At 36.9% G+C, this 21768-nt stretch carries 14 protein-coding genes; 2 read left to right on the top strand and 12 right to left on the bottom strand.

The features are described 5' to 3' along the window. Window positions 1-220 precede the first annotated feature (220 nt). The 12 genes from J3U50_RS07020 to J3U50_RS07075 form a co-directional block, all read right to left on the bottom strand. On the bottom strand, window positions 221-1261 hold the full coding sequence (locus J3U50_RS07020; RefSeq protein WP_301945938.1) for a zinc-dependent alcohol dehydrogenase family protein: 1041 nt from the start codon (window positions 1259-1261) through the stop codon (window positions 221-223). Window positions 1262-1876: 615 nt separating this feature from the next. After that, entirely contained in the window at window positions 1877-7264 is a 5388-nt protein-coding gene (locus J3U50_RS07025) for an LPXTG cell wall anchor domain-containing protein (protein WP_301945939.1), read from the bottom strand. Window positions 7265-7824: 560 nt separating this feature from the next. Continuing rightward, window positions 7825-9042, bottom strand: a complete 1218-nt coding sequence (locus tag J3U50_RS07030; protein WP_301945940.1) for an LPXTG cell wall anchor domain-containing protein — start codon at window positions 9040-9042, stop codon at window positions 7825-7827. 154 nt (window positions 9043-9196) lie between these two features. Further along, on the bottom strand, window positions 9197-10393 hold the full coding sequence (locus J3U50_RS07035) for an LPXTG cell wall anchor domain-containing protein (RefSeq protein ID WP_301945941.1): 1197 nt from the start codon (window positions 10391-10393) through the stop codon (window positions 9197-9199). Window positions 10394-10552: 159 nt separating this feature from the next. Then, on the bottom strand, window positions 10553-12529 hold the full coding sequence (locus J3U50_RS07040) for a hypothetical protein (protein WP_301945942.1): 1977 nt from the start codon (window positions 12527-12529) through the stop codon (window positions 10553-10555). Between the two features lie 154 nt (window positions 12530-12683). Next, a complete protein-coding gene (locus J3U50_RS07045; RefSeq protein ID WP_301945943.1) occupies window positions 12684-14804 on the bottom strand; it encodes a hypothetical protein in 2121 nt (706 codons plus the stop codon). Between the two features lie 155 nt (window positions 14805-14959). Further along, the gene (locus tag J3U50_RS07050; protein ID WP_034530871.1) at window positions 14960-15247 is read right to left on the bottom strand and encodes a hypothetical protein; all 288 of its coding nucleotides are present in this window, start codon (window positions 15245-15247) and stop codon (window positions 14960-14962) included. A gap of 89 nt (window positions 15248-15336) precedes the next feature. Beyond that, window positions 15337-16191 carry a DUF4097 family beta strand repeat-containing protein gene (locus J3U50_RS07055; RefSeq protein ID WP_301945944.1) on the bottom strand — a complete coding sequence of 285 codons (855 nt, stop codon included), beginning with the start codon at window positions 16189-16191 and terminating at the stop codon, window positions 15337-15339. Then, window positions 16178-16786 (bottom strand): DUF1700 domain-containing protein, encoded by a 609-nt coding sequence (locus tag J3U50_RS07060; protein ID WP_301945945.1) that lies wholly within the window; start codon window positions 16784-16786, stop codon window positions 16178-16180. Before J3U50_RS07060 ends, J3U50_RS07055 begins: the two co-directional genes overlap by 14 nt. Window positions 16787-16788: 2 nt before the next feature. Continuing rightward, window positions 16789-17094: a PadR family transcriptional regulator gene (locus J3U50_RS07065; RefSeq protein WP_301945946.1), complete on the bottom strand. Its 306-nt coding sequence runs from the start codon at window positions 17092-17094 to the stop codon at window positions 16789-16791. Between the two features lie 99 nt (window positions 17095-17193). Further along, window positions 17194-17700 carry a hypothetical protein gene (locus tag J3U50_RS07070; protein WP_301945947.1) on the bottom strand — a complete coding sequence of 169 codons (507 nt, stop codon included), beginning with the start codon at window positions 17698-17700 and terminating at the stop codon, window positions 17194-17196. A gap of 115 nt (window positions 17701-17815) precedes the next feature. Further along, window positions 17816-19222 (bottom strand): sucrose-6-phosphate hydrolase, encoded by a 1407-nt coding sequence (locus tag J3U50_RS07075; RefSeq protein ID WP_301945948.1) that lies wholly within the window; start codon window positions 19220-19222, stop codon window positions 17816-17818. A gap of 262 nt (window positions 19223-19484) precedes the next feature. Here J3U50_RS07075 and scrK point away from each other — a divergent pair, with 262 nt between their 5' ends. Then, complete coding sequence (scrK, locus tag J3U50_RS07080; RefSeq protein ID WP_053792353.1) at window positions 19485-20381, top strand: fructokinase ScrK; 897 nt, start codon at window positions 19485-19487, stop codon at window positions 20379-20381. Between the two features lie 18 nt (window positions 20382-20399). Continuing rightward, window positions 20400-21755, top strand: a complete 1356-nt coding sequence (locus tag J3U50_RS07085; protein WP_054607792.1) for a glucose-6-phosphate isomerase — start codon at window positions 20400-20402, stop codon at window positions 21753-21755. Window positions 21756-21768 lie beyond the last annotated feature (13 nt).

Below are 21768 nucleotides of genomic sequence, written 5' to 3' on the forward strand. Positions count from 1 at the left end.
CGATTAAATAACCAGAGGAGAAGCCGCCGGTTTACAACAATCGCACATGTACATGTTCATAAAGTTATTCATTTGTGACTCCTCCTCCGATATATTTTCTAACGATTAAATCGTATACTAAACGTTTATTTATGATAAGTCAATTAAAAACACCTAATCATTTTCTAATTTAAATTATGAAGGTATAAAAAAAGACCGACATCAGTCGATCTTTTAAATATTAATCGTTAACAACAGTAGCTTTGATAGTATTTCTTTCAGCCATGTCTTTGTATGCTTGGTTAATGTCTTCTAGTTTGTACTTACCAGTGAACACTTTACCTGGATGAATAGCACCAGATAATACGGCGTCCAATAGTTCTTGTCTGTCGTAAGTAGTAACTGAAGCGATACCACCAGCAAGCGCAATGTTCTTACCAAATGGAGTAACAACATCTAAGTTACCTGAGTGTGGCAAACCAACACGACCAACCTTAGCACCTGGACGAGCAACGTCTAGAGCAGTTTGAGTTGATAGTTCAGTACCAACACATTCTAAAACAGCGTCTGCACCGTTACCGTGAGTTAGTTCCATAACCTTCTTCACAGCTTCATCACCACGTTCAGCGATGATATCGGTAGCACCAAATTCTTTGGCTAACTTTTGTCTGTCTTCATGTCTACTCATTGCGATGATTTGTTTTGCACCACGTAGTTTTGCAGAAATCACACCACATAGACCAACGGCACCATCACCGATAACTACCGCAGTGTCACCCTTTTGAACATCAGCAGTACGAGCTGCGTGGTATCCAGTAGCCATAACATCTGAAAGAGCTAGTAGTGAATCTAGCATTTCATCACTGTAGTCTTCTGGTTTACCAAGAACCTTAACTAGTGACCATTCACCATGTTGAGCTCTTAGGTATTCAGCTTGGGCACTTTGAGTAAAGTTATCTGAATGGTTCAAACAACTTCCATCGTAACCAGCTAAACAAGCGGCACAGTGACCACAACCGTGAGTAAATGGCACGATTACGAAATCACCAGGTTGTAAAGTAGTGATATCCTTACCGACAGTTTCAACAACACCCAATGCTTCGTGACCATTGTTGTAAGCTGTCTTCTTGTATTCGTCTAATCCACGGTATGACCATAAGTCTGATCCACAGACACAGGTACGAACTACCTTTAGGATAACGTCGTCATCTTTTTCAATCTTTGGCATGTCGACATCTTGCACTTCGACCTTACCAGGTTCAATAAATACTGCACTTTTCATAATTGAAGCCTCCCATATTTTCGATAAGTACAATTATTCCATATAAAGTGCACTTTAAGTCAAATAATAAGACTCAAAATTTTCGATGTAAAACATTTGCATTATGCGAACAAATGTTCTATTATAAATACAACATACATTTATCCATGAATTCATTCAAAAAAGACATCTTACAACGCTGCGTAAGATGTCTTTTTTATTCCCCTTCGAATCTAAGTCTAACCTGATTAACGACTAAAATTGATTCTAAAACATTTAAGAATCCTTGTCCGTAGATGATGATTGTGTATCGGTGTAAATTAATCGTTAATATTACGGTTAGAAGTACGACGATTAACGGGATTATTAACCCTGCTAATACGAAGTGTTTTCCGGATCTAACGTAGCAGTGTGTGCAACATAGACCTAGAAAAAAGATAAAAAATAGTGTTTCTAACATTAAGTGCTTCTCTCCTCTTGAAGTACACTTTACACCCCTTATTCTAAAATGTCTTTAATAAATTTTCTCATAATCCAACTTTTTTGAAATTTCGGCATTTTATGGGTATCAAAAATGTTACAAACCCGTATTTTATATACAAAAAAGAAGACTCGCTGGAGTCTTCTTTTTTAATGTTACTTGTTCTTTCTTCTTAATCCAAAGATTGCCAAGATGAATCCTAGCACCATTGAGATTAGACCGAAACCGAATAAGTTACGTTGGTTTGTTTCATCACCAGTTTGAGGTAACTTACCTGCTTCTTTCTTGTTAGCAAATTGGCCACGATGACCATTTACTTCCTTAGCTGAAGCATTCTTTTCAGTTTCCTTGTTTGATTTCTTAGTAGTCTTCTTAGAAGCAGCCTTCTTTGCAACAACCTTGATATCACCAAGTGACTTAGTTAGGTCAATTGTTGATGGTAATTGTGATTCGTCTGCTACCTTGTAACCCTTAGAAGCCAAGTACTTAACAAATTCTGCCTTAGTCATTGTCTTCTTTGAGCTTTCTACTTTAATAGTCTTGTTTGAGCCAGCAACTTTAACGTTTTGAACGTAAACTTTGTTTGCTTGGTTCTTGTCAGCATCAGTTTTGTTTGATGCTTGGTTCTTATCTGAATCGTTGTTGCTTGATGCTTGAGTGTTGTTTGAAACGGCTTCGATGTCACTAACTGGCTTAGTTAAATCGATTGTTTCCGGTAGTTTTGATTCATCTGCTACCTTGTAGCCCTTGTCATCCAATTCCTTAACAAATTCATCCTTTGTCATGGTCTTGTTTGCACTTTCAACCTTAACAACATCGTTTGAGCCAGCAACCTTAACGTCTTGTGCATAAGTTTGTGCTGCTTGGTTCTTATCGGCATCATTGTTGCTTGATGCTTGGTTCTTATCAGCATCATTGTTGCTTGATGCTTGGTTCTTATCAGCATCATTGTTGCTTGATGCTTGGTTCTTGTCTGCATCATTGTTGCTTGATGCTTGGTTCTTGTCTGATACAAGTTCGATGTCACTAAGTGGCTCAGTTAGGTCGATTGTTTCTGGTAGTTTTGATTCATCTGCTACCTTGTAGCCCTTGTCGTTCAAGTACTTAACAAATTCGTCTTTTGTCATAGTCTCGTTTTGACTTTCAACCTTAATGGTATCGTTCGAACCGGCAACCTTAAAATCTTGTCCGTAAGTTATGCTTTCTTGCCCCTTGTCCGCATCTTTGTCGTTAGAAGCTTGGTTCTTATCAGCATCATTATTGCTTGCTGATTGATCCTTGTTTGATACAAGTTCAATGTCACTAAGTGGCTTAGTTAGGTCGATTGTTTCTGGTAATTTTGATTCGTCTGCTACCTTGTAACCCTTAGCATCCAAGTACTTAACAAATTCGTCCTTTGTCATAGTCTTGTTTTGACTTTCAACCTTAACAGTATCGTTTGAACCGGCAATCTTAGCATCTTGTGAGTAGCTAGTGTTGCTTTCATTCCTATTGCCTTCAACGTTTCCGGCTTTAGAAATGATTAGTCCCTTGAAATCGTCTGGGTTAGTCAAGTCTAGGGTATCATTCAAAGCATCTGGGTTCATTAGCTTGTAACCATCTGCTTCAACCCTGTTGATGAAGTCTTGTTTTGAGATAGTCTTGCTGTTTCCGCTCACTGAAATAGTGTCACCAGTACCAACAACACCGACGTTCATCTTGTAAGTTGTAAAACCTTCGATTAATGAAGCAACCTTCTTCATGTCATCTGAGTTAGTTAAGTTCAATACATCGTTTAGCTTACCAGTATCAGAAACGTTTAGTCCTTGATCCTTTAATTGATTGATTAAATCTTGCTTAGTGATAAGTGGAGTATCGTGTTTAACTACTGGTGACTTTTTACCGTCACTACTGTTTAGTGTGTTAGTGTAGCTTGATGCATTTGGTGTAGCATCGTAAGCCTTACCAGCACTTAGGTCAATTGATGCTGGTAGTGAATCCATATCTGCAATTGTGTAACCTTGTGCTGAAACAGCGTTAACAAAGTCAGACTTGTTTAGGTATGAATTTTGTGAACCAACGTTTACAGTGATTTCCTTAGTAGTACCGTCACTTTGTTTAACGTTTAGTTGAACAGCATGAGCAGAAGCATTTGGAATAACCACTGGGTTAACGTTATCAACTGCAACACTTAAAGGATCGCTTAATGCTGATGGGTTCGCAACAGTGTAACCATTGTCTAGCATTGCCTTTACATATTCTGATGCTGAAAGTGAACCGTTAGCTGAAGGAACGTATACAGTCTTGTTAGTGAATGTACCGTCTTCGTTAGCTACCTTCACAGTTTGTGGGTAGTTAGTAACAGCTTGCGCATTTGGTTTTACATTAATTGAGTTGTCCTTAGTTAAATCAAGTGGGTAAGTCACGCCAGCGTTATCAGGTAAAACGTAACCTTGAGCAGCTAATTCCTTAGCTAGGTCGTCTTTATCGATAGTTGATGACTTAGAGTTGATGTTAACCTTAGCATTTGTACCATCTGGAAGTACAACTGTTTGTTGGTAACTAGTTGGTGCATCAGTTGGTTGGTTTACCTTGTATGCGTTATTAGCATTTGTAAGATCAACGTTTGCTGGAATGTTTTCACTATTTTGGACGTCGTAGCCTAAATCTTTTAATGCCTTAACATAGTCGTCCTTACTCATTGTTGAAGTAGCACTTGTAATTGAAACAGTTTTTGGCTTGTAGCTACCGTCTTCTTGTTTTACATTTACAGTTTGTGGGTATGCAGTTGCCTTATTAGCGTCAGTTGAAGTAATTACTGTGTATGCTGGTTTGGCATCACTTAAATCAACTTGGTTGTTACCAATAGCTTTTTGTGCATCTTCAGATAGAGTAACACCTTGTGCTGCTAATTGTTTCTTGTAATCGTCAGCACTGATTTGTGGTGTTTCACTCTTAATGTTAACAGTGACGTCGTTACCTTTGTCATCCTTTAGAGTTTGAGTGTAACTAATTGGTGCATTAGGGTTAGCAATTACTAATGGAGTAGTAATTGCACTCAAGTCGACTGAATCTGATAGCTTGTTCTTTTGGTCATCAGTTAGTTTGTAGCCCTTGTCTTCTAATGCGTTGATGTAGTCATCTTTAGACATAGTTGGTGTCTTGCTGTTGATGCTTACTGATACATCATGAGTTTGACCATTGCCATCAGTGTAGGTTAATGATTGTGGGTAGCTCTTAGTTGTTGATGCGTCAGCATTTGGAGTAACTGTAATTGGATCAGTTGAACTTAAGTCAGTGTTTTGACCTAATTTAGCTTTTTCAGCATCTGTCAAAGTGTAACCTTGATCTGCTAAAGCTTTAGCTAAGGCGTTAGTATCCATGCTAGGATTGTCACTCTTAATATTTACAATAGCAGTCTTAGTCTTTCCATCAGCATCTACAAAACTAACAGTCTTAGGATATACGCTGTTTGAGTTAGCGTTAGGAGCAATTGTCAAACCAGTGTCACCATTGTTATCGGTTAAATCAACAGGAGTGTCACCTAACTTGTTAATATCATCTTGTGATAGTGTGTAACCTTGGTCTGCTAAAGCCTTTTGTAGTTCTTTAGGAGCGATTGTTGGGTTAGCACTGTTAACAGTTAATGAGATTGTGTTGCCGTTAGCATCCTTGAACTTCATTGCGTAACCTTCACCAGTCTTGTTAGTGTTAGCTGGTGTTGCAACTGTACTATCAACATAGATAGTAGCAACGTGATTACCGTTACCTTCATCTTTAATAGCTGGGTTTAACACGTATTGTGCTTGGAAGTTATCGTAAGTTTGTGAGTTGAATTGACTTGATAATGATGAAAGTTCTGGAGCATAATTTTGGCTCTTTAATGAGTTAACCTTGTCAGCGATTGAGATGTTGTCAAAATCAGTCACATTATCTTTTTGAAGTGAGTCAACAACCTTACCAGTACTCTTGTCAACAAAGTTAATTGTTAAGTTTGAAACTGGAGCAGTAACGTTAATCTTAACTGATTGATCCTTGTAGAATGCTGGAACAGCTTGGTTTGATACGATTGAGTTACTTGAATCTGGAGTAACACCCTTCTTAGTTACGGTGTTCAAAACATCCTTAATTGAAACCGGTTGGTTAATTGCTGAGGATGGTAGGTTTGTTGAGTAAACAACGTTTCCGTGTTGGTCAACAAATGAGATTGGTAGAGAGTTCTTGATTAACTTGATTGCATAACTATCACTGTTTGCAAAATTAATAGGGTCCGGAAGGTCGTTTGGATTTACAACTTGGAAACCTTGACCAGCTAATCTTGCCTTGAATTGATCAGCAGTCAATGTTGATGAATTACTTGTGAATCTGGCTTTCATTCCAGTCGGATTGTTATTATCGTCGTCGATAGATAAAGTTTTTTGATAGTTAACATTGATAGTGTATGTTTCTGGTGCTGATTCTTGAGCTCTAAATGAATGAGTTTTAACCATGTCATTTGTAGGATCTAGTACTAAATAGCTAGGAACTGAATTAAGCACATCTGAAATATCGTATGGCGCATCATTATTAGCCTGAATTGTTTTAGAATATGCAACATTTTGATTTGAATCGACGAAGTTAAATGTTTTATCTGTTTTGATGTGGTAATCAGAGAATCTAGCACTGTAGTTACCATTACCATCGTCTTCAATAGTTGGATTGGTTGAAATACTTTCTGGATCAACACCCCAGTTGCTAATCATGAAATCATAGATACTTGAGTTACCAGAGTTTTGATTAGGGTAAGGGATTTTCTTTAAATCCAAGACAGTACTATCATAAGGAACTGTGACATCAAAAGGAACATAATCTGATGGGTTCATTGCATTATACACAACTACCTTAACTGTTTTAGTTGCGTTTGCATCATTACTTGAAGTTGAATTTGATGAACCACTGTTAGAGGTGCTACCTTGGGCAGATGAGCTGTTGTTCGCACTTGATGATCCATTGTTTGAATCTGATGCGCTACTTTGAGCGGCTGAGCTACTGTCTACACTTGATGATTCATTGCTTGATTGTGAGGCATTGCTGCTTTGAGCTGATGAATCATTTGATGCGCTGCTTTCAGAAGCTGAACTGCTTTGTTGTGCAGCTGATGATTGTTGTGATGCAGAACTACTTGCAACTGGATTAGTTAGATTCTTAACATGAAAAGTATATGAACTTTGTGAACCATCAACTGTATTGTTATTCATAGCTGCTTTAACTTCTGAAGCATCATATTGAGTAATTCCACCAGTCAAGCTAGTGTAAAGTGTGCTTAAGTCAAACTTACCTTTACCGTTGACTGTCAATTTCAATCCATTTGGATAAACTTGAATACCTCTGTCATCAATAACGTAAACCTGAACTGAGGTTGCTTTCTTTGCTGTTGCAGCCTTAGCGTCAATAGAACCGTTATCAGTGTTTTGAGCTGCTTTAGCACCAGTGATTAACACACCGGTAACTGCTGCTGCGTAGATCCACTTTTTAGAAATCTTAGATCTATTTGAATTTTTATTATTGTCAAAAGATTGTTTCATAATTCTCCACATCCTCTTTCCGAAATCAAAATTTAAACTATCTGTCTTATTACGATTTAGATTATAAGGCTAAAAATTTTTAATTTGTACCCGATTTGATTGCTTTTAAATCATTCTTAACTAACTTAATATTTAGCTAATGATTTTAATCTTTTTATAAGGAATTTAAGGAAAAATTTAGAAAAATTATAAAACTGCTTTTAATACCTTTCATATCAATGATTTCAAGGTGCTTTTGCAAAAAAATGTTTAAAAGTTATAAGATACAAAGGCTGTTATATCAACGTTTTAAATATAAAACGCAATTAAGCTGGTTGATCGATTTTTTGCATAAAATTTTAAATATTTTTAGCAAATTACGGCTAAAAACGTCATTTTTTGCTGACTAAAAATAAGTTTATGGTTATATTTTTTGGATAAAAAGTACAATTAATTAAACGAATTTAATGTCAATTTTAGATAATTGTTAAACGTTTTTTGTCTCAAAATGCAAAAAAGACGACAAGATTACATACGTAATTTCATCGTCTTAATATTTATATAAAATTGAAACGTTTAACCTATTTGTTCTTTCTTCTTAGACCGAAATAAGCAAGACCTAGACCTAGTGCAATGGTAGCAACACCTAATGCGATTGCTCTAGCTTGGTTAGTGTTATCGCCAGTTTGTGGTAATTTAGCACGAACGTCCTTCTTTTCTGCAACTGGAGTTTGTTTAGTTTCCTTTGCAGCGGCTTTCTTTGCTTCACCCTTGTTTGCAATCACCATTGTCTTTTCATTACTCTTTGGAGCTTGTGATGCAGATGATGAAGCGGTTGATGATTGTGCTGAACTTTCAGTTGAAGTAGCTGTAGTTGATGATGCATTTTCTGATGTAGCAACTGAAGAAGCAGCTTCTGATTTTACGTTTTGAGTTGCTGCGCTTGACTGCTCAGTTGAGTCACTTGATTGTGATGATTGGGTAACTTCACATGATTGCTGAACAGTGGTTGTTGCCGCACTTGATTGTTCAACCGTTTTAGTAGATTCACTTACTGAAGCACTTTTCTTTTTGTCATCACTTGATGAAGATGATTGACCTGCTGTGCTTGAAGCATCGGAAGTTGGTTGAGTGTTAGTTGTGGTTGTTGGCTTTGTATTTGATTCTGAAGTAGAGTTATTCTGTTGTTCAGCCTTTTGAACTGTTGTTGGTGCAATTACGGAAATGTTAAAAGTCGTTAATCCATTATCAACAGTTGCTGGGAAGTCTGTGTATGAATATCTATTTGATTGGGCCCATTCACTTAATTCTTTTGTACTAGTTTGAGTGTACTGAGTTACTTCTGGTTTCACTTCTGTGTAAACAATATTGCCGTTTTGATCAACTAAGTTGATTGTTAGTCTATGAGTAGGTTGAGTCAAATGGAAAGTATAATTTCCAGCTTTACTCATATCTAAAGCATCTGGAACATCATTTGTATCCTTACTAATACCAGGAAAACTTGCTAAAGTTGAAAGAATTTGGTCTCTATTAACTTTTACGGGTTGAACTTGATAAGCATAACTAGCTAACGAAAATTCGTTACCATCAGCTGGCTTCTCAATTTGAGAGCCGAATTGGTTAACAAATGTAATTACCACTTTTGACGTTTGCCCAGTTTCATCCGCATGCACTGAGTATGTTGGCGCAAATTGACCTACTTGTGTTCCAGTCAACAATACCCCTGTAATTGCTGAAACGTAAACGACCTTTTTAGTGTTCTTTAATAGTTTTGAACCTTTCTTATCGAACTTCATCATGCAACATCTCTCTTCTGTATAAAAATTTAATTACAATAGAATTAACTTTCTTTAATCATTATATATTCTTTTTGACTTTTTTATGTACTTTTTGTCTTATTTTAAATAAAAAAAGAAGACCCAACCGGGTCTTCTTTTCGTATTTATAGATAGATTATCTATTCTTTCTTCTTAATCCAAAGAATCCAAGAACAGCACCAACAATCATTGCGATGATACCAACACCGGCAATTGCTTGTTGGTTAGTTTTGTCACCAGTTTGTGGTAACTTGCTTGCTTCAGCCTTTGCAGGTTCACCAGCATTGTTACCAGCCTTTTCTGCACCTGGATTTACAGGATCATAAATAACTGATGTCTTTTCATTTTCTTTATTAGCTTCTGACTTCTTTTCAGCCATTGATGACGCTACAGATGAAGCAACAGATGATTCAGCTGATGAAGTATTTGCGGCTTCAGAACTTTGGTTTTCAGCTTGTGATGAGGTAGTTGCTTCACTTGAAGCTTCTTCACTGCTTTGGCTAGCCTTTGAAGATTCAGCTGAGCTTTGTGTTGAGCTTTCAGCGCTTGATGCGTTTGAACTTTCAGCACTTGAAGCTTCGCTGGATTGACTTGAACTAGCTGCGCTTGATATTTCAGCTGATGAACTTTCACTTGAAGTAGAACTTTCATTAGTGTTAGTTCCAGTTGAAGCAGCAGCTGATGATGTAGTGGTTGAAGCACTTTGCTTGCCTTCGTTATCGTAAGATGCGGAAGTTTGACCATGAATAGTAGTACCACTAGCGCTTGATACGTTAGCCTTTGATACTTCAACGTTGTATTGGTCTTCGTAGTTAAATGGATCTGAGTAACTGTAGCTGTAGTCGTTTGAGAATGGTTCAACTAAGTCTTTGATGTCAGTTGTACCAAAGTCAGTTACAGTGTATCCCTTGGTGGCAAGAACGGCACCGGTATCCTTATCAATGACGTTAACTGTCAAAGTGTGAGTTGGTTGATTCAAGGTGTAGTTGTATTCTGACTTGCTTAAATCAATGGTGTCAGGGATATCCTTGTCGTTCTTGATTTGGTCAGTGAAGTCATATGTCTTGTTGTTGTAGTGCAAAGTGTATGAAAGACGTGACTTTTGGAAGTTGTTGCCATCACTTGAAGCAGTTACACCACCAAGTGAGTTCTTGTTTTGATCTTGGAATTTAATTGTTGAATTGTATTTGTATTGATGCTGAGACGTATTGTTTGTGGTATCCGCCTTAGATAAATAGTTACTGGATGAATTAGCATATTGGGCTCCAGCAAATAATACCCCAGTCATGGCTGCGGCATATACCCATTTCTTAGTATTATTGAATTTAGTCATAATACACAGCTTCTTTCCTATTTCTTTTTACAATTCTATTCTAGGAGCTTTTTGAACAAAGTGTATATTAATGCAGTGATTTTTACTCTTTTTTAAAAAAGGTTACAAAGTTTTTAAGGGCAAACTAAAAAGCAGGCCTATTCAGGTCTGCTTTAATTATTACTTATATTTCTTTACAAACTTAGTAGCTGCTTTCAATGAATTGTTAGCTTTCTTTAAAGCTTTTTGAACTTTAGCGGCTTTCTTCTTGTTGGCCTTTGAATGATTCTTCTTTAGTTTCTTCAATTGAGCAGTTAATGACTTAATTTGTTTGCTATCGTGATTGATAGTTGAAACGCTCTTGAAGTACTTAGTAACCTTTTCTTCCTGTGTTTTTACTGATTTAAGTGCTTTCTTTTCAACGGCTAATTTTGCTTGAAGTTTCTTGTAAGTCGTCTTTTGTTCTTTGGTAGCATGTTTTTTCATCTTTTTCTTCAAAGATTTCAATTTAGCTGTATCAGTATTAACAGCATGTTCACTTTGTTTGTATGTCTTAGTAATCGTTTTTAGTTGTTCTTTGGTTGGTTTGGCATTTTCAGTCTTAGCTTTCACAACTGGTTTGGCAGTTTGTGGAGCGGGTTTTACTACCGGTTTTGGTGCTGGAGCCGGTGTTTTCTTTGTTTCGGGCGCTGGTGTTGATTTCGCTGTAGAAACAACTGGAGAAGCGGTTGAGTGTGATTGAACAGCTGGGGCAGCAGGTTGTTCGGCTGGCACAGATGATGGTTGTGCACTACTTTTTGCTGGTTCAATTGATGGTTGTGATGCAGATGATTGCGGATCTGCTTGTTGTGTTTGATTTGATTGTGAAGACTGAGCAGATGAAGATGCTTGTTGTTCTGCAGCTGCTTGACTCTTGGCTGCTGCACTTGATGCTTGTAGACCTGATAATGTATCCGTACTGTGGAATGTGTATGGACCCTTGGTTAGATCAAGGAATGATGGCAAGTCTTTAACGTTATTAAAATTAACAGGTGAAGTATAGTCTTGATTTGCAGGACCTATGTTATTAGTACTAACCAATTGTGATTCTAAACTACCTACAAGTAAAGATACAATGTTATTACCATCAGCTCCTACGACATTAACGGTAGTATAGTAACCATCACTAGTAATCGGTTGTGAGGCATCTGAAACGTATGGACTTGCATAGCCGTAGTCATATGTTTTAACATCACTTGGGTTCGTTGGGGCAACGAATGTACTATCAGTAGTCACATTAACGGTTGCTGTATCTTGATTATTTGAGACGTATTGTTGTCCAGGGTTAATAGAAATTCCATTGTCGTTAAACTTAGATGCATCATCGTTAAAATTGGTATGTCCATAGTTTGTGACTTGTCTAATTGTCCTAAAAACTGTTACATTATTTTGATTAACATAATTAATAGTTAAAGCATGGGTTGGCGCTACTACAAAAAAGCAAAAAACATTATTCCCCTTATGTAACTCAGTAGTATTTCCAATATTCTCGTTGATTGTTAGATCAATGGGCAAGGGTGATGTACTATTGAATAAATTGTTTAATCTATACTTTATTTGTTCTTGATTTAAATCATTTATAATTTTTTGATAGTCTGGATTAGTTTTATTATTCCAATCATACTCGTTACTATCAGTGCTGGAATACTTAGACTCAATATAGTTATAATTTTGATCCTTAATTTCAAAAATAAGCTTATTACTACCATTCAAGTCATTAGGTTCTTGTTCTGCACCCGTTAAATTAACATAAAAAGTATTTGCATCTGGATTTTGGGCATTTTCTTGTGTAGTCGGTGTATATGTATCTGGAATATTAGAGACATCATATCCTAAATCTTGAAGTTTTGTTTTGTAGTAAACCAAATTTGTTGGTTTTCCAATATACCCATTTACAAAGTCTCCAATCGCTTCACTATGGTCATCTGCATTAATGAAATCGATACTAACTTGATCTGATTGATTTGAGCTTTGTGTATCTGAAACTGTATCTGCCTTTGTTGGAACTGAGTCTACATATTGTCCACCAATAAAAATTGCACCAAGTAAAATAGATGAGTACAATGCTTTTTTCCAATATCTAGAAACCTTCAAATTATTATCATTTGATTCCTTCATACAATATCTCCCCTAAATATAAATTGTTAAGAATTTATTAAATTATAACTGTATTATAATATATTTAATCAGAATTTAAAAATCTGATTATATCGAAATTATTAATATCGTAAAAGCAAATTAAAAAGCAGACCTGTTAAGATCTGCTTTTTAATTACTTGTAGTTCTTTACAAACTTAGTAGCTGCTTTCAATGAATTATTTGCTTTCTTTAAAGCCTTTTTGTCCTTGGCATATTTCTTCTTACTTGCCTTAGAATGCTTTTTCTTTAGTTTCTTCATTTGGGCAGTTAATGACTTAATTTGCTTATTATCACGACCGATGGTTGCAACACCCTTGAAGTACTTAGATAGTTTTCCTTCTTGAGTTTTTACTGAATTAAATGTTTTCTTTTCTGCGGCTAATTTTGTTTGAAGTTTCTTGTAAGTCGCTTTTTGTTTCTTTGTGGCATGCTTCTTCATCTTTTTCTTCAAAGCTTTAAGTTTTGAAGTATCAGTTTTAACAACATGTTCACTTTTTTTGTATGTTTTAGTAATAGCTTTTAATTGTGCTTTGGTTGGTTTTGAACTATCAGCCTTAGCTTTAACAACCGGCTTAGCAGATTGTGAAGTTGTTTTAACTGCTGGTTGTGGTGCTGGAGATTGTGTTTGCTTTGGTGCTTGTGCAGGTGCTGGTGTTGCTTTCTCTGTAGAAGTTACTGGTGCAGCAGTTGCGTGTGATTGAACAACCGGAGCTGTTGTTGGTGCTGGTTGTGTACTACTCTTAGCAGGTTCAGCAGCTGATTGTTGATTGCTTTGAGCCGTTTGAGAAGAATTCACATCACTCTTGGTAGTTTGAGGTTCAGTTTGTTGTGAATTATTTTGGGCTTGTTGTTGATTTGAGTTTGAAGGTGTTGAAGTTGATTGTTGTGTATCATTTTTTGAAGACGACACATTATTAGAAGGTAAATTACTACTAGAATCATCATCTAGTGCCTTTTGATTTTCATACTGCAGCTTCTTAGATCCGCCTTCTCTCCATTCATTATCAATATTATCATCGTGGATAAAAGTATCGCCATGTGAAGCTAAGTATTCATCTGAAACTGTAAAAGTATATGGTCCCTTGTCCAAATCTAATACTGTAGGTATTACATTATCATCCATATACTTATCGGCCGTAAACAAATGAGTAAACCTTGTATAAATTAAATTGCTTTTTTGATTACTGAAAATTGCAGAATCTAAAAGTTTACCATTCTTATCAAAAAAATTAACTTTTGTGTGAAATTCATTTTCAGCTGGATTATATGAATCATCATTTCCCTCAGCTGAAGATACGTTATCAATATCTGGAATATCTCTTACATTTTCGTCACCATAAAAAGATTCATTATTTGGATTAAAATTAGATGTCCTATTTACCACAATGTCATAATTTGTTTCATTATTGGGTACATTTTTTAATAAATCATTGGGATTAGCGATTGAATACTCATCGTCTAATCTATCCTTAACATAATCTGTGCTGGTTGTTCCATAATTTGTAACTGCATATAAATACTTAGTTATAATTTTATTATTGGTACTATCTACGGTGTTAATGCTCAATACATGATAAGGCAGTTGAACAATTAAGTCATACACTTGATTTTTATTAGTTGTATCAATAATGCTGGATGAAGGTCTATAAACAACGTTATATCCGTCGTTTTTTATTTTGTTAATTAAATTATCAATATTATAGGTACTGCTTGGGGTATCATAATAACTTTTAATGTAATTACCATTAAAATCAATTAATTTAAATTGAGCCAATCCATCCTTGTGATCAACTGATTTCATTTGAATATGAATACCTTTATCATTCATAGTGACAGTACTAGGAATATTATATGTCTCGAATCCCTTGTCTTTTAAATATTGTGAAGCAAAAGAAGTATTAACTATAGTTCCTTTGTCGTAAACTCCAGCATAACTATTAGGATCATCCGGATCTGAAATTATGTATTTACCATTGTATGGAGTATCAAAATTTTCGGCACCAGGATAGTAATATGCATAATCAGGATCAAAATATATTTCTCCACCATCAGAGCTAGAAATAACTGGACCATCCCATGAATCATTGTCTGTCGTCTTAGAATCAACACCATTTTGATTGTTTTCACTTGCTTGAGCTTGAACAATACCTAGGTATTGCCACCCTGAGTATAATGCTCCCATTAAAATTGATGAATAAATTAATTTCATCAAACAATTAAATAATTTATTGTGGTTCGTTGAATCATTTTTCATTTAGCATCCCCCTGATATATTAAAATGTTTTTATCGAACTATAATAATATTATAATTCTTTTAGCAACCATTTAACAATGCATTTATTTTTCATTAACTATTTCCATATACATACGCACAAAAAAAGACCGACTCAATCGAGTCGGTCTAATTCTTTAAATATTCCACTTGCCGTCTACCTTTTTGAACTTAGGTGCACGGTGTTTTTTAATATCTTCTTCAGCTTCACTTACAGCTTGTTCACGAATGTCTTCTGAGTATTCGGAAATCATATCAATGAAGTCGTCGTCGGTGATATTTTGATCATTTTGGCTGTTGTATTCTTCCTTACTATTCTTTAATAGCACTTGGCCAATTTCTTCGACGTCAGCGTCACTTAAGTCTGAGTAGACAGCTACCCATAAATTATACATGTAATTAAAAACGATTTTATCGTTAAACACGTTATTGTCCCTCCTGATATGATTTACATTATTATACTTATAATTTTACTATATTTGCTAATAAATTTATATGCTATATCGTAAAATGATTATTCTAACACCGTAATTGTCCCTGTATTGGACTTAAATTGGTATTGCTTGTCGGTATTAACCGCCTTTACCGCTGTTTTTACAGTTGGTTTAGGACCTGATGTATTCACATCTAGTCTGGCATCTTCTGATTTCTTTAGCTGCGCAAAGATATTACCAGTGTCAGTAATAACTGAAAGATGGCTTTCAATTGTCGGTCTGTCAATATTGACATCCCCTGTAGTTGACTTGATTGCTAATGATTTAAAACTACTATTGTGTAAATCAACGTAGTTGTCTCCGGCATCAATTTGGCTAGCATCCCCATTGAATGTACTATCGGCGATTGAGACACGGTCTTCAATGCCGCGCACGCGAATGGATTTAGCATTAACGTCCTTTATTTTGACGTTCCCCCATCCGGTAACATCCAATGGTGACTTATTACTGTAGTGTTTTAGTTTTAGACTGAAACGATTATCTAAACCATCAACCTTAGTCAATTGGTGACTAGGCACAGTCACTGTCACAAATGATAGTCTTGATAGTTCACCCATTTGAAAGTTGGTTGAGAAGCTACTTTCGTTATTGTCTTGGCGTAATTCCAAAGTCCCATTTTGCACCTTATATACTAGTGGATGATCCTTTGAATCAGTGGATGTGATGGTAAACTCACTACCGGATTTTATTGTTAGGTTGATGTTTCCATACGCGCTAATCTTATCGTATGCCTTCACCGGCTTGGTGTATGTCTTATCCATATTACGACTAAAGAAAATATCGGTGATACTTTGGTCGGACTTAGCGTATCCGATTGAAAAGACGATTCCTCCAGCAACGATTAGACCTAATCCGATTAGACTAAATTTCTTCATTGTTGACTCTCCCTTCATCATTGCCATATCTTAGGCACTTCTTGTATGTCCAGATTGTGACGTGTTGAATCCAGTTGGCCAATCTTTTCACTAACCATTTTGATAATGGATATAATTCCATGGATAGACCAAGGGAGAATAGTGCCATCCCTAATACCATGATGCTTTCAAACAAGTGACCTGTGATGTTGGTCACACCCCATACCGTTGCACATAGAAAAACGATAAAGCTCAAAATTAGTACTAATACAACCGCAAGCACCATTAGGCTGGCTGCCAAAACGGCACCAAAAATCACTAGGATTAGACTAATTACGACCGGAATTAATAGTGGGCTGGCAAACAATGCCAAGATCACAATTGATGGTAATTCCCAGAACTTTTGCGGTGTTGAACTATCTGAATTGTTGATAGAAATATCGGCACGTATTTGTAGTGCTAAACGCTTCGGTGCGCCCAATTCCTTCACACATTCCTCGTATGTATTTAAGTTTCCATCCGTTAGATAGTCGGCGTAGTAGCTGATAGCGTCCATCGCGTCTTGTTCGCTAAGTTTCTTCAAGTGTTGAGTCAGTTCCTCGATATACTGATTCAATTTTATCCCCCCATTAAATCATCGATGCCGTTCTTAAACGTCATCCATTCTGTCTTTACTTCTTCTAGCTGTGTCTTCCCTGCTTCAGTAATTCGGTAGTATCTGCGGTTACGGCCTTCAAACGATTCATCGTATGTGTCGACCAATCCTTCTGATTTTAAACGGCGCATGACCGGATACATTGTCGAATTAGAAACGTTAATGGATTCTTGAACTCGCTTAGTAAGTTCATACCCATACATATCTTCTTGTTCCAATAGACCCAAGACACAACCATCTAATAGCTTTGTTGCTACTTTAATGGCCATTTGAACATCTCCAGTTATATTTCAAATTATATTATATGACATATAATATTATACAAAAATAAAAAAAGCAACTAGAAATTTAATCTAGCTGCTTTTCATTTAAAACCGGTCTGAGTATTTATCGGCTAATTTTTCTGTTCTAAAAAAGCCAACCTTATCTCCGGTATTATTGTTTAGCATCACTAATGTTTCATGTCCTCTGTACTCACCATATCCATAAGTCGTCTCTGGATCGGTCGACTTGCTGGTCCCCCATGGCTTTGAGAAGTATTCATTGTGACCGTTTTGTCTGTAGTATCCGCTGTAGACCGGAGTGAAAAACGTTGCTTTACGGACTTTGACGTTCTTTGCGTTAATACTATAAATCTTGCTTCCGGTTTCTGATCCGTTACCATCCACGAAAACGGCCTTCTTTTTATCAAAGGAAATCGACATGTGATAATCTTGACCATCAATTTCTTTTTCACCATACCAGGTTCCACGAATGCTCTTTGGATTAGAGCTAATGTATTGGACTTGCGCTGAGGCTTTGGTGGTTGAAAAACTAACGGCAATGAATGCAAACATTATTAACACTATCAATTCGATAATGCTTTTCAGCTTCATAAATGTATCCCCCGATACGTAATTATTACAATCCTATTATGATTATATTATTAAGTATTGATTAAGTCGATAAAAATAAAACCGGCAACCAGAAATATAACTAGTTGCCGTTTTCTTACATGTTACTGATTTTGTTTTGTTTAACACTCATATTTTCACTATTAACCCTGACTTCATTACCGTCGTGGAAGAATTGTCCGGTCATGGTAATCTTGCCGCCTAGGATGTAGATTTCAAATACTGTGTTGTCTAAATAGAAATCGACTGATGAAGCTTCACCCTTGAATGTGCGAATTGAAGCATCTTCACCGACATTCTTGCGTTTCAATGTCCATTCTTGGTCACTTTCATCGTATGACAAACGAAGATAGCTATCTTCTGATTCCAAGTTCAAATTGAAGTGTTCATCAAATGGTGCCGCTTCAATGTGTTTTTGTAAATCAGTGTCACTTGCTTCATCTTCTTCGATTAATTGTTTGAATTCTTGGACTGGGCGTTGAGTTAAGTCACCATCTTCAATGTGTAATTCTCTTACCATTGAAAGTTCACCTTCCCAACCTTCTTGATCGGATAGGTATTCGGTATCAGGCAAACCAATCCAACCGACAGATAGCAAGCGACCATCGGGAGCATTCAATACTTGAGTGGCGTAGTAGTCGAAACCTTCATCAAGTTGTTTCATTTCCGAAGGATTAATCAATTTCATTTCTTCGAAGTCTAAGTCATCCGCAACAATGTATGCGTTTGGGTGAACGTTGTCATAATGGAATTCGTGTTTGTCGGCACCTTGTGGGCAGAAGATTACTACGACTTTTCCATCGATGAAACCAACGTTTGGACATTCAGCCATGTAGCCTAGGTTGTCAGTTCCAAGATCTAACTTCTTGTATAGTTCCCAGCCGTTTTCAATGTCTTTAGTGCGGTAGGTTAGGATTTCACCGGCATTATCGACGGTTTGGGCACCCAAAAATGCGTAGTAGTAGTCGCCGTTCTTAATGACTTGGGGGTCTCTAAAGTGACCGGTAACTCCAGTTGGTTCACTTTCAATCAATGGGTGATCTAGTTTTGAGATATTATTATCGTCATCCATCCAAGCACCTAATTGGTAAGGATGTCTGGCCATCTCTTCACCCTCAAATGTGTTTCCGGTGTACATCAAGAATAGCTTGTCGTCAACGTTAATGGCACTACCGGAATAACATCCATTACGGTCAGAATATAAGTCCGGCACCATTGGCTTGTCGATGAACTTCCAGTGAACTAAGTCATCTGACACCATGTGTTGCCAACTCTTTAGTCCATGAACAGCACCGTATGGGAATGCTTGGTAGAACAAGTGCCATTGGTTATTGAAGTATGAAAAACCGTTGGGGTCATTCAATAAACCGGTTTGAGTAGTAATGTGGTATCCAGGACGCCAGTGAGATTTAGCAATCTTTGTTTCCAATTTATTTAACACTTCTGGGTCCCAATCTTTGTATAGTCGACCTAATCGATCGATATTCCAGTACTTTGTATCCATTTCTCTAGCCTCACTTTTTTCGTATTATTGTGTCTAATTGTAGCAGGTTTACGGGTTAAATGAAACCGTTTACATTATCTTTATGAAATCTTTAAAAAACCCGCCATTATAGTTATATATCCATGACAATTGATTTTTCAATTCTTAACCTTTTTTTAACTATTTTTTACTTGTATTTAGAAAAATCGGGTCCATAATAAAAATTGGGAGCGCATTCAAAAACTAATACTCCCCATAGAAAAAGGTTAAAGGAGATTCAACTATGAAATTTGGTAGCATTGAAGCAGGCGGAACAAAATTTGTTTGCGCCGTAGGTAATGAAAACTATGAAATTCTTGACAGTGTGAGAATTCCTACCACCACTCCTGATGAAACATTAAGCAAATGTATTGAATACTTCGAAAAATTCGACGACTTAACCGCCATGAGTATTGCGTCATTTGGTCCCATCGAAGTGCGCACAGACTCACCAAAATATGGTTATATAACAGACACACCAAAACCAAACTGGTCCAACACTAACTTCTTAGGAACAATGAAGAAACATTTCGATATTCCTATTTTTTGGACTACTGATGTTAATGGTTCCGCTTATGGTGAATACATTACATCAATTAGAAATCATAATCCATTACAAACACTGGTATACTACACTTTCGGTACTGGTGTTGGAGCCGGAATTATCAATGAAGGCTCATTCATTGGTTCTCTAGGTCACCCTGAAGCTGGACACATTTATCTAAAACGCCACCCAGACGATTTAGACTTTAAGGGATTATGTCCATACCACCACAGCTGTCTAGAAGGTCTAGCAGCTGGTCCTACTTTTGACGTTCGTTGTGGTAAGAAAGGTAAAGATGTTCCTATGGATGATCCTGTATGGGACATCATGGCTTACTACATTGCCCAAGCAGTAATGCAAGCTACCCTATTCATCCGTCCACAAAAAGTTATTTTAGGTGGTGGAGTAATTTCAGAACCAGTTATCAAGAAAGTTCGTGAACAATTCAAGGAAATGTTCAACGACTACGTTGAAGTTGGCGACTTAGACTACTACATCACTATGCCAGCATGTGAAGACAACGGTTCAGCTACAATCGGTAACTTCGCATTAGCATCAAGACAATACTACAAAGAAAACATCGTTAAAATTGATTAATCGATGGAGGAACATAAAATGAAACGAGTTGAATTAGACACCAAAGGTCTAAAGTCCTTTGTGCAATCAAATGAATTAAAGGAAATCGCCCCAATGGTACAAACCGCCCGTGACTTATTAGTTCACGGAACCGGTGTTGAAGCCAAAATGGGTGACTGGGTAAACTTACCAGACGAATACGATCCCGTTGAATTCGACCGTATTAAAGACGCTGCCAGAGACATTCAAGAAAAATCAGATGTCCTAGTTGTTATCGGTATTGGTGGTTCATACCTAGGTGCCAAGATGGCATTAGATTTCCTACACGGCAGTTTCTTCAACTTAGAAGGTACTGACAAGCACCCTCAAATCTTCTTCGCAGGTAACACAATTAGCCCTGCTTACACTGCCGACTTACTACGTGTAATCGGTGATCGTGACTTCTCAGTTAACGTTATTTCTAAGTCAGGTACCACTACTGAACCAGCAATGGCATTTAGAATCTTCAAAGAAAAGTTAATTGAAAAATACGGTGAAGAAGAAGCTAACAAGCGTATTTACGTAACTACCGACGCTAAGAAAGGTGCTTTACACGATGAAGCAATCGATCAAGGCTACACTAGTTTCGTAATCCCTAATGGAATTGGTGGAAGATACTCAGTACTAACTCCGGTTGGTCTTCTTCCAATCGCCGCATCAGGTGCTAACATCGATGATTTAATGGACGGTGCACACGAAGCTCAAGTTGCATTAAAGGACGCTCCTTTATATGAAAACGACTCACTTCTATACGCTGCTTACAGAAACATCTTATACCGTAAGGGCTACACTAATGAAATCCTTGAAAGTTACGAACCACATCTTCGTTTTCTAGCCGAATGGTGGAAACAACTTGCGGGTGAAACCGAAGGAAAGAACTACAAGGGTATCTACCCTAGTTCAGCTATCTTCAGTACTGATTTACACTCATTAGGTCAATACATCCAAGAAGGGATGCGTAACCTAATGGAAACAGTTGTTGAAATCAAACAACCTGCTTCAAACCTAGGTATTCCTGCCAACGAAGAAAACTTAGATGGTCTAAAGTACTTGGAAAACACTACAATGGACGAAGTTAACAAGACTGCAAGAGAAGCCGTTGTTATCGCCCACACAAATGGTGGCGTACCAAACATGTTGGTAACCGCTGAAGACAACAGTGAAGCTACTTTAGGTTACTTAATCTACTTCTTCGAATTTGCGATTGCAGTTTCAGGTTACCTAAACGGTATTAACCCATTCAACCAACCAGGTGTTGAAGACTACAAGCAAAACATGTTTGCCCTACTTGGTAAACCAGGATACGAAGAAAGACGTAAGGAAATTCAAGAACAAGATAACGAAAAATTTCACTAAAAAGAGGCGTTGA

Source organism: Lactobacillus sp. B3795 (genome assembly GCF_026535805.1).
Lineage (GTDB): Bacteria > Bacillota > Bacilli > Lactobacillales > Lactobacillaceae > Apilactobacillus > Apilactobacillus kunkeei_C.

What these genes read in the sequence shown, in the direction of transcription:
- J3U50_RS07020 (WP_301945938.1), bottom strand. Translation starts at nt 1,261, where the DNA reads ATGAAAAGTGCAGTATTTATTGAACCTGGTAAGGTCGAAGTGCAAGAT.
- J3U50_RS07025 (WP_301945939.1), bottom strand. Translation starts at nt 7,264, where the DNA reads ATGAAACAATCTTTTGACAATAATAAAAATTCAAATAGATCTAAGATT.
- J3U50_RS07030 (WP_301945940.1), bottom strand. Translation starts at nt 9,042, where the DNA reads ATGATGAAGTTCGATAAGAAAGGTTCAAAACTATTAAAGAACACTAAA.
- J3U50_RS07035 (WP_301945941.1), bottom strand. Translation starts at nt 10,393, where the DNA reads ATGACTAAATTCAATAATACTAAGAAATGGGTATATGCCGCAGCCATG.
- J3U50_RS07040 (WP_301945942.1), bottom strand. Translation starts at nt 12,529, where the DNA reads ATGAAGGAATCAAATGATAATAATTTGAAGGTTTCTAGATATTGGAAA.
- J3U50_RS07045 (WP_301945943.1), bottom strand. Translation starts at nt 14,804, where the DNA reads ATGAAAAATGATTCAACGAACCACAATAAATTATTTAATTGTTTGATG.
- J3U50_RS07055 (WP_301945944.1), bottom strand. Translation starts at nt 16,191, where the DNA reads ATGAAGAAATTTAGTCTAATCGGATTAGGTCTAATCGTTGCTGGAGGA.
- J3U50_RS07065 (WP_301945946.1), bottom strand. Translation starts at nt 17,094, where the DNA reads ATGGCCATTAAAGTAGCAACAAAGCTATTAGATGGTTGTGTCTTGGGT.
- J3U50_RS07070 (WP_301945947.1), bottom strand. Translation starts at nt 17,700, where the DNA reads ATGAAGCTGAAAAGCATTATCGAATTGATAGTGTTAATAATGTTTGCA.
- J3U50_RS07075 (WP_301945948.1), bottom strand. Translation starts at nt 19,222, where the DNA reads ATGGATACAAAGTACTGGAATATCGATCGATTAGGTCGACTATACAAA.
- scrK (WP_053792353.1), top strand. Translation starts at nt 19,485, where the DNA reads ATGAAATTTGGTAGCATTGAAGCAGGCGGAACAAAATTTGTTTGCGCC.
- J3U50_RS07085 (WP_054607792.1), top strand. Translation starts at nt 20,400, where the DNA reads ATGAAACGAGTTGAATTAGACACCAAAGGTCTAAAGTCCTTTGTGCAA.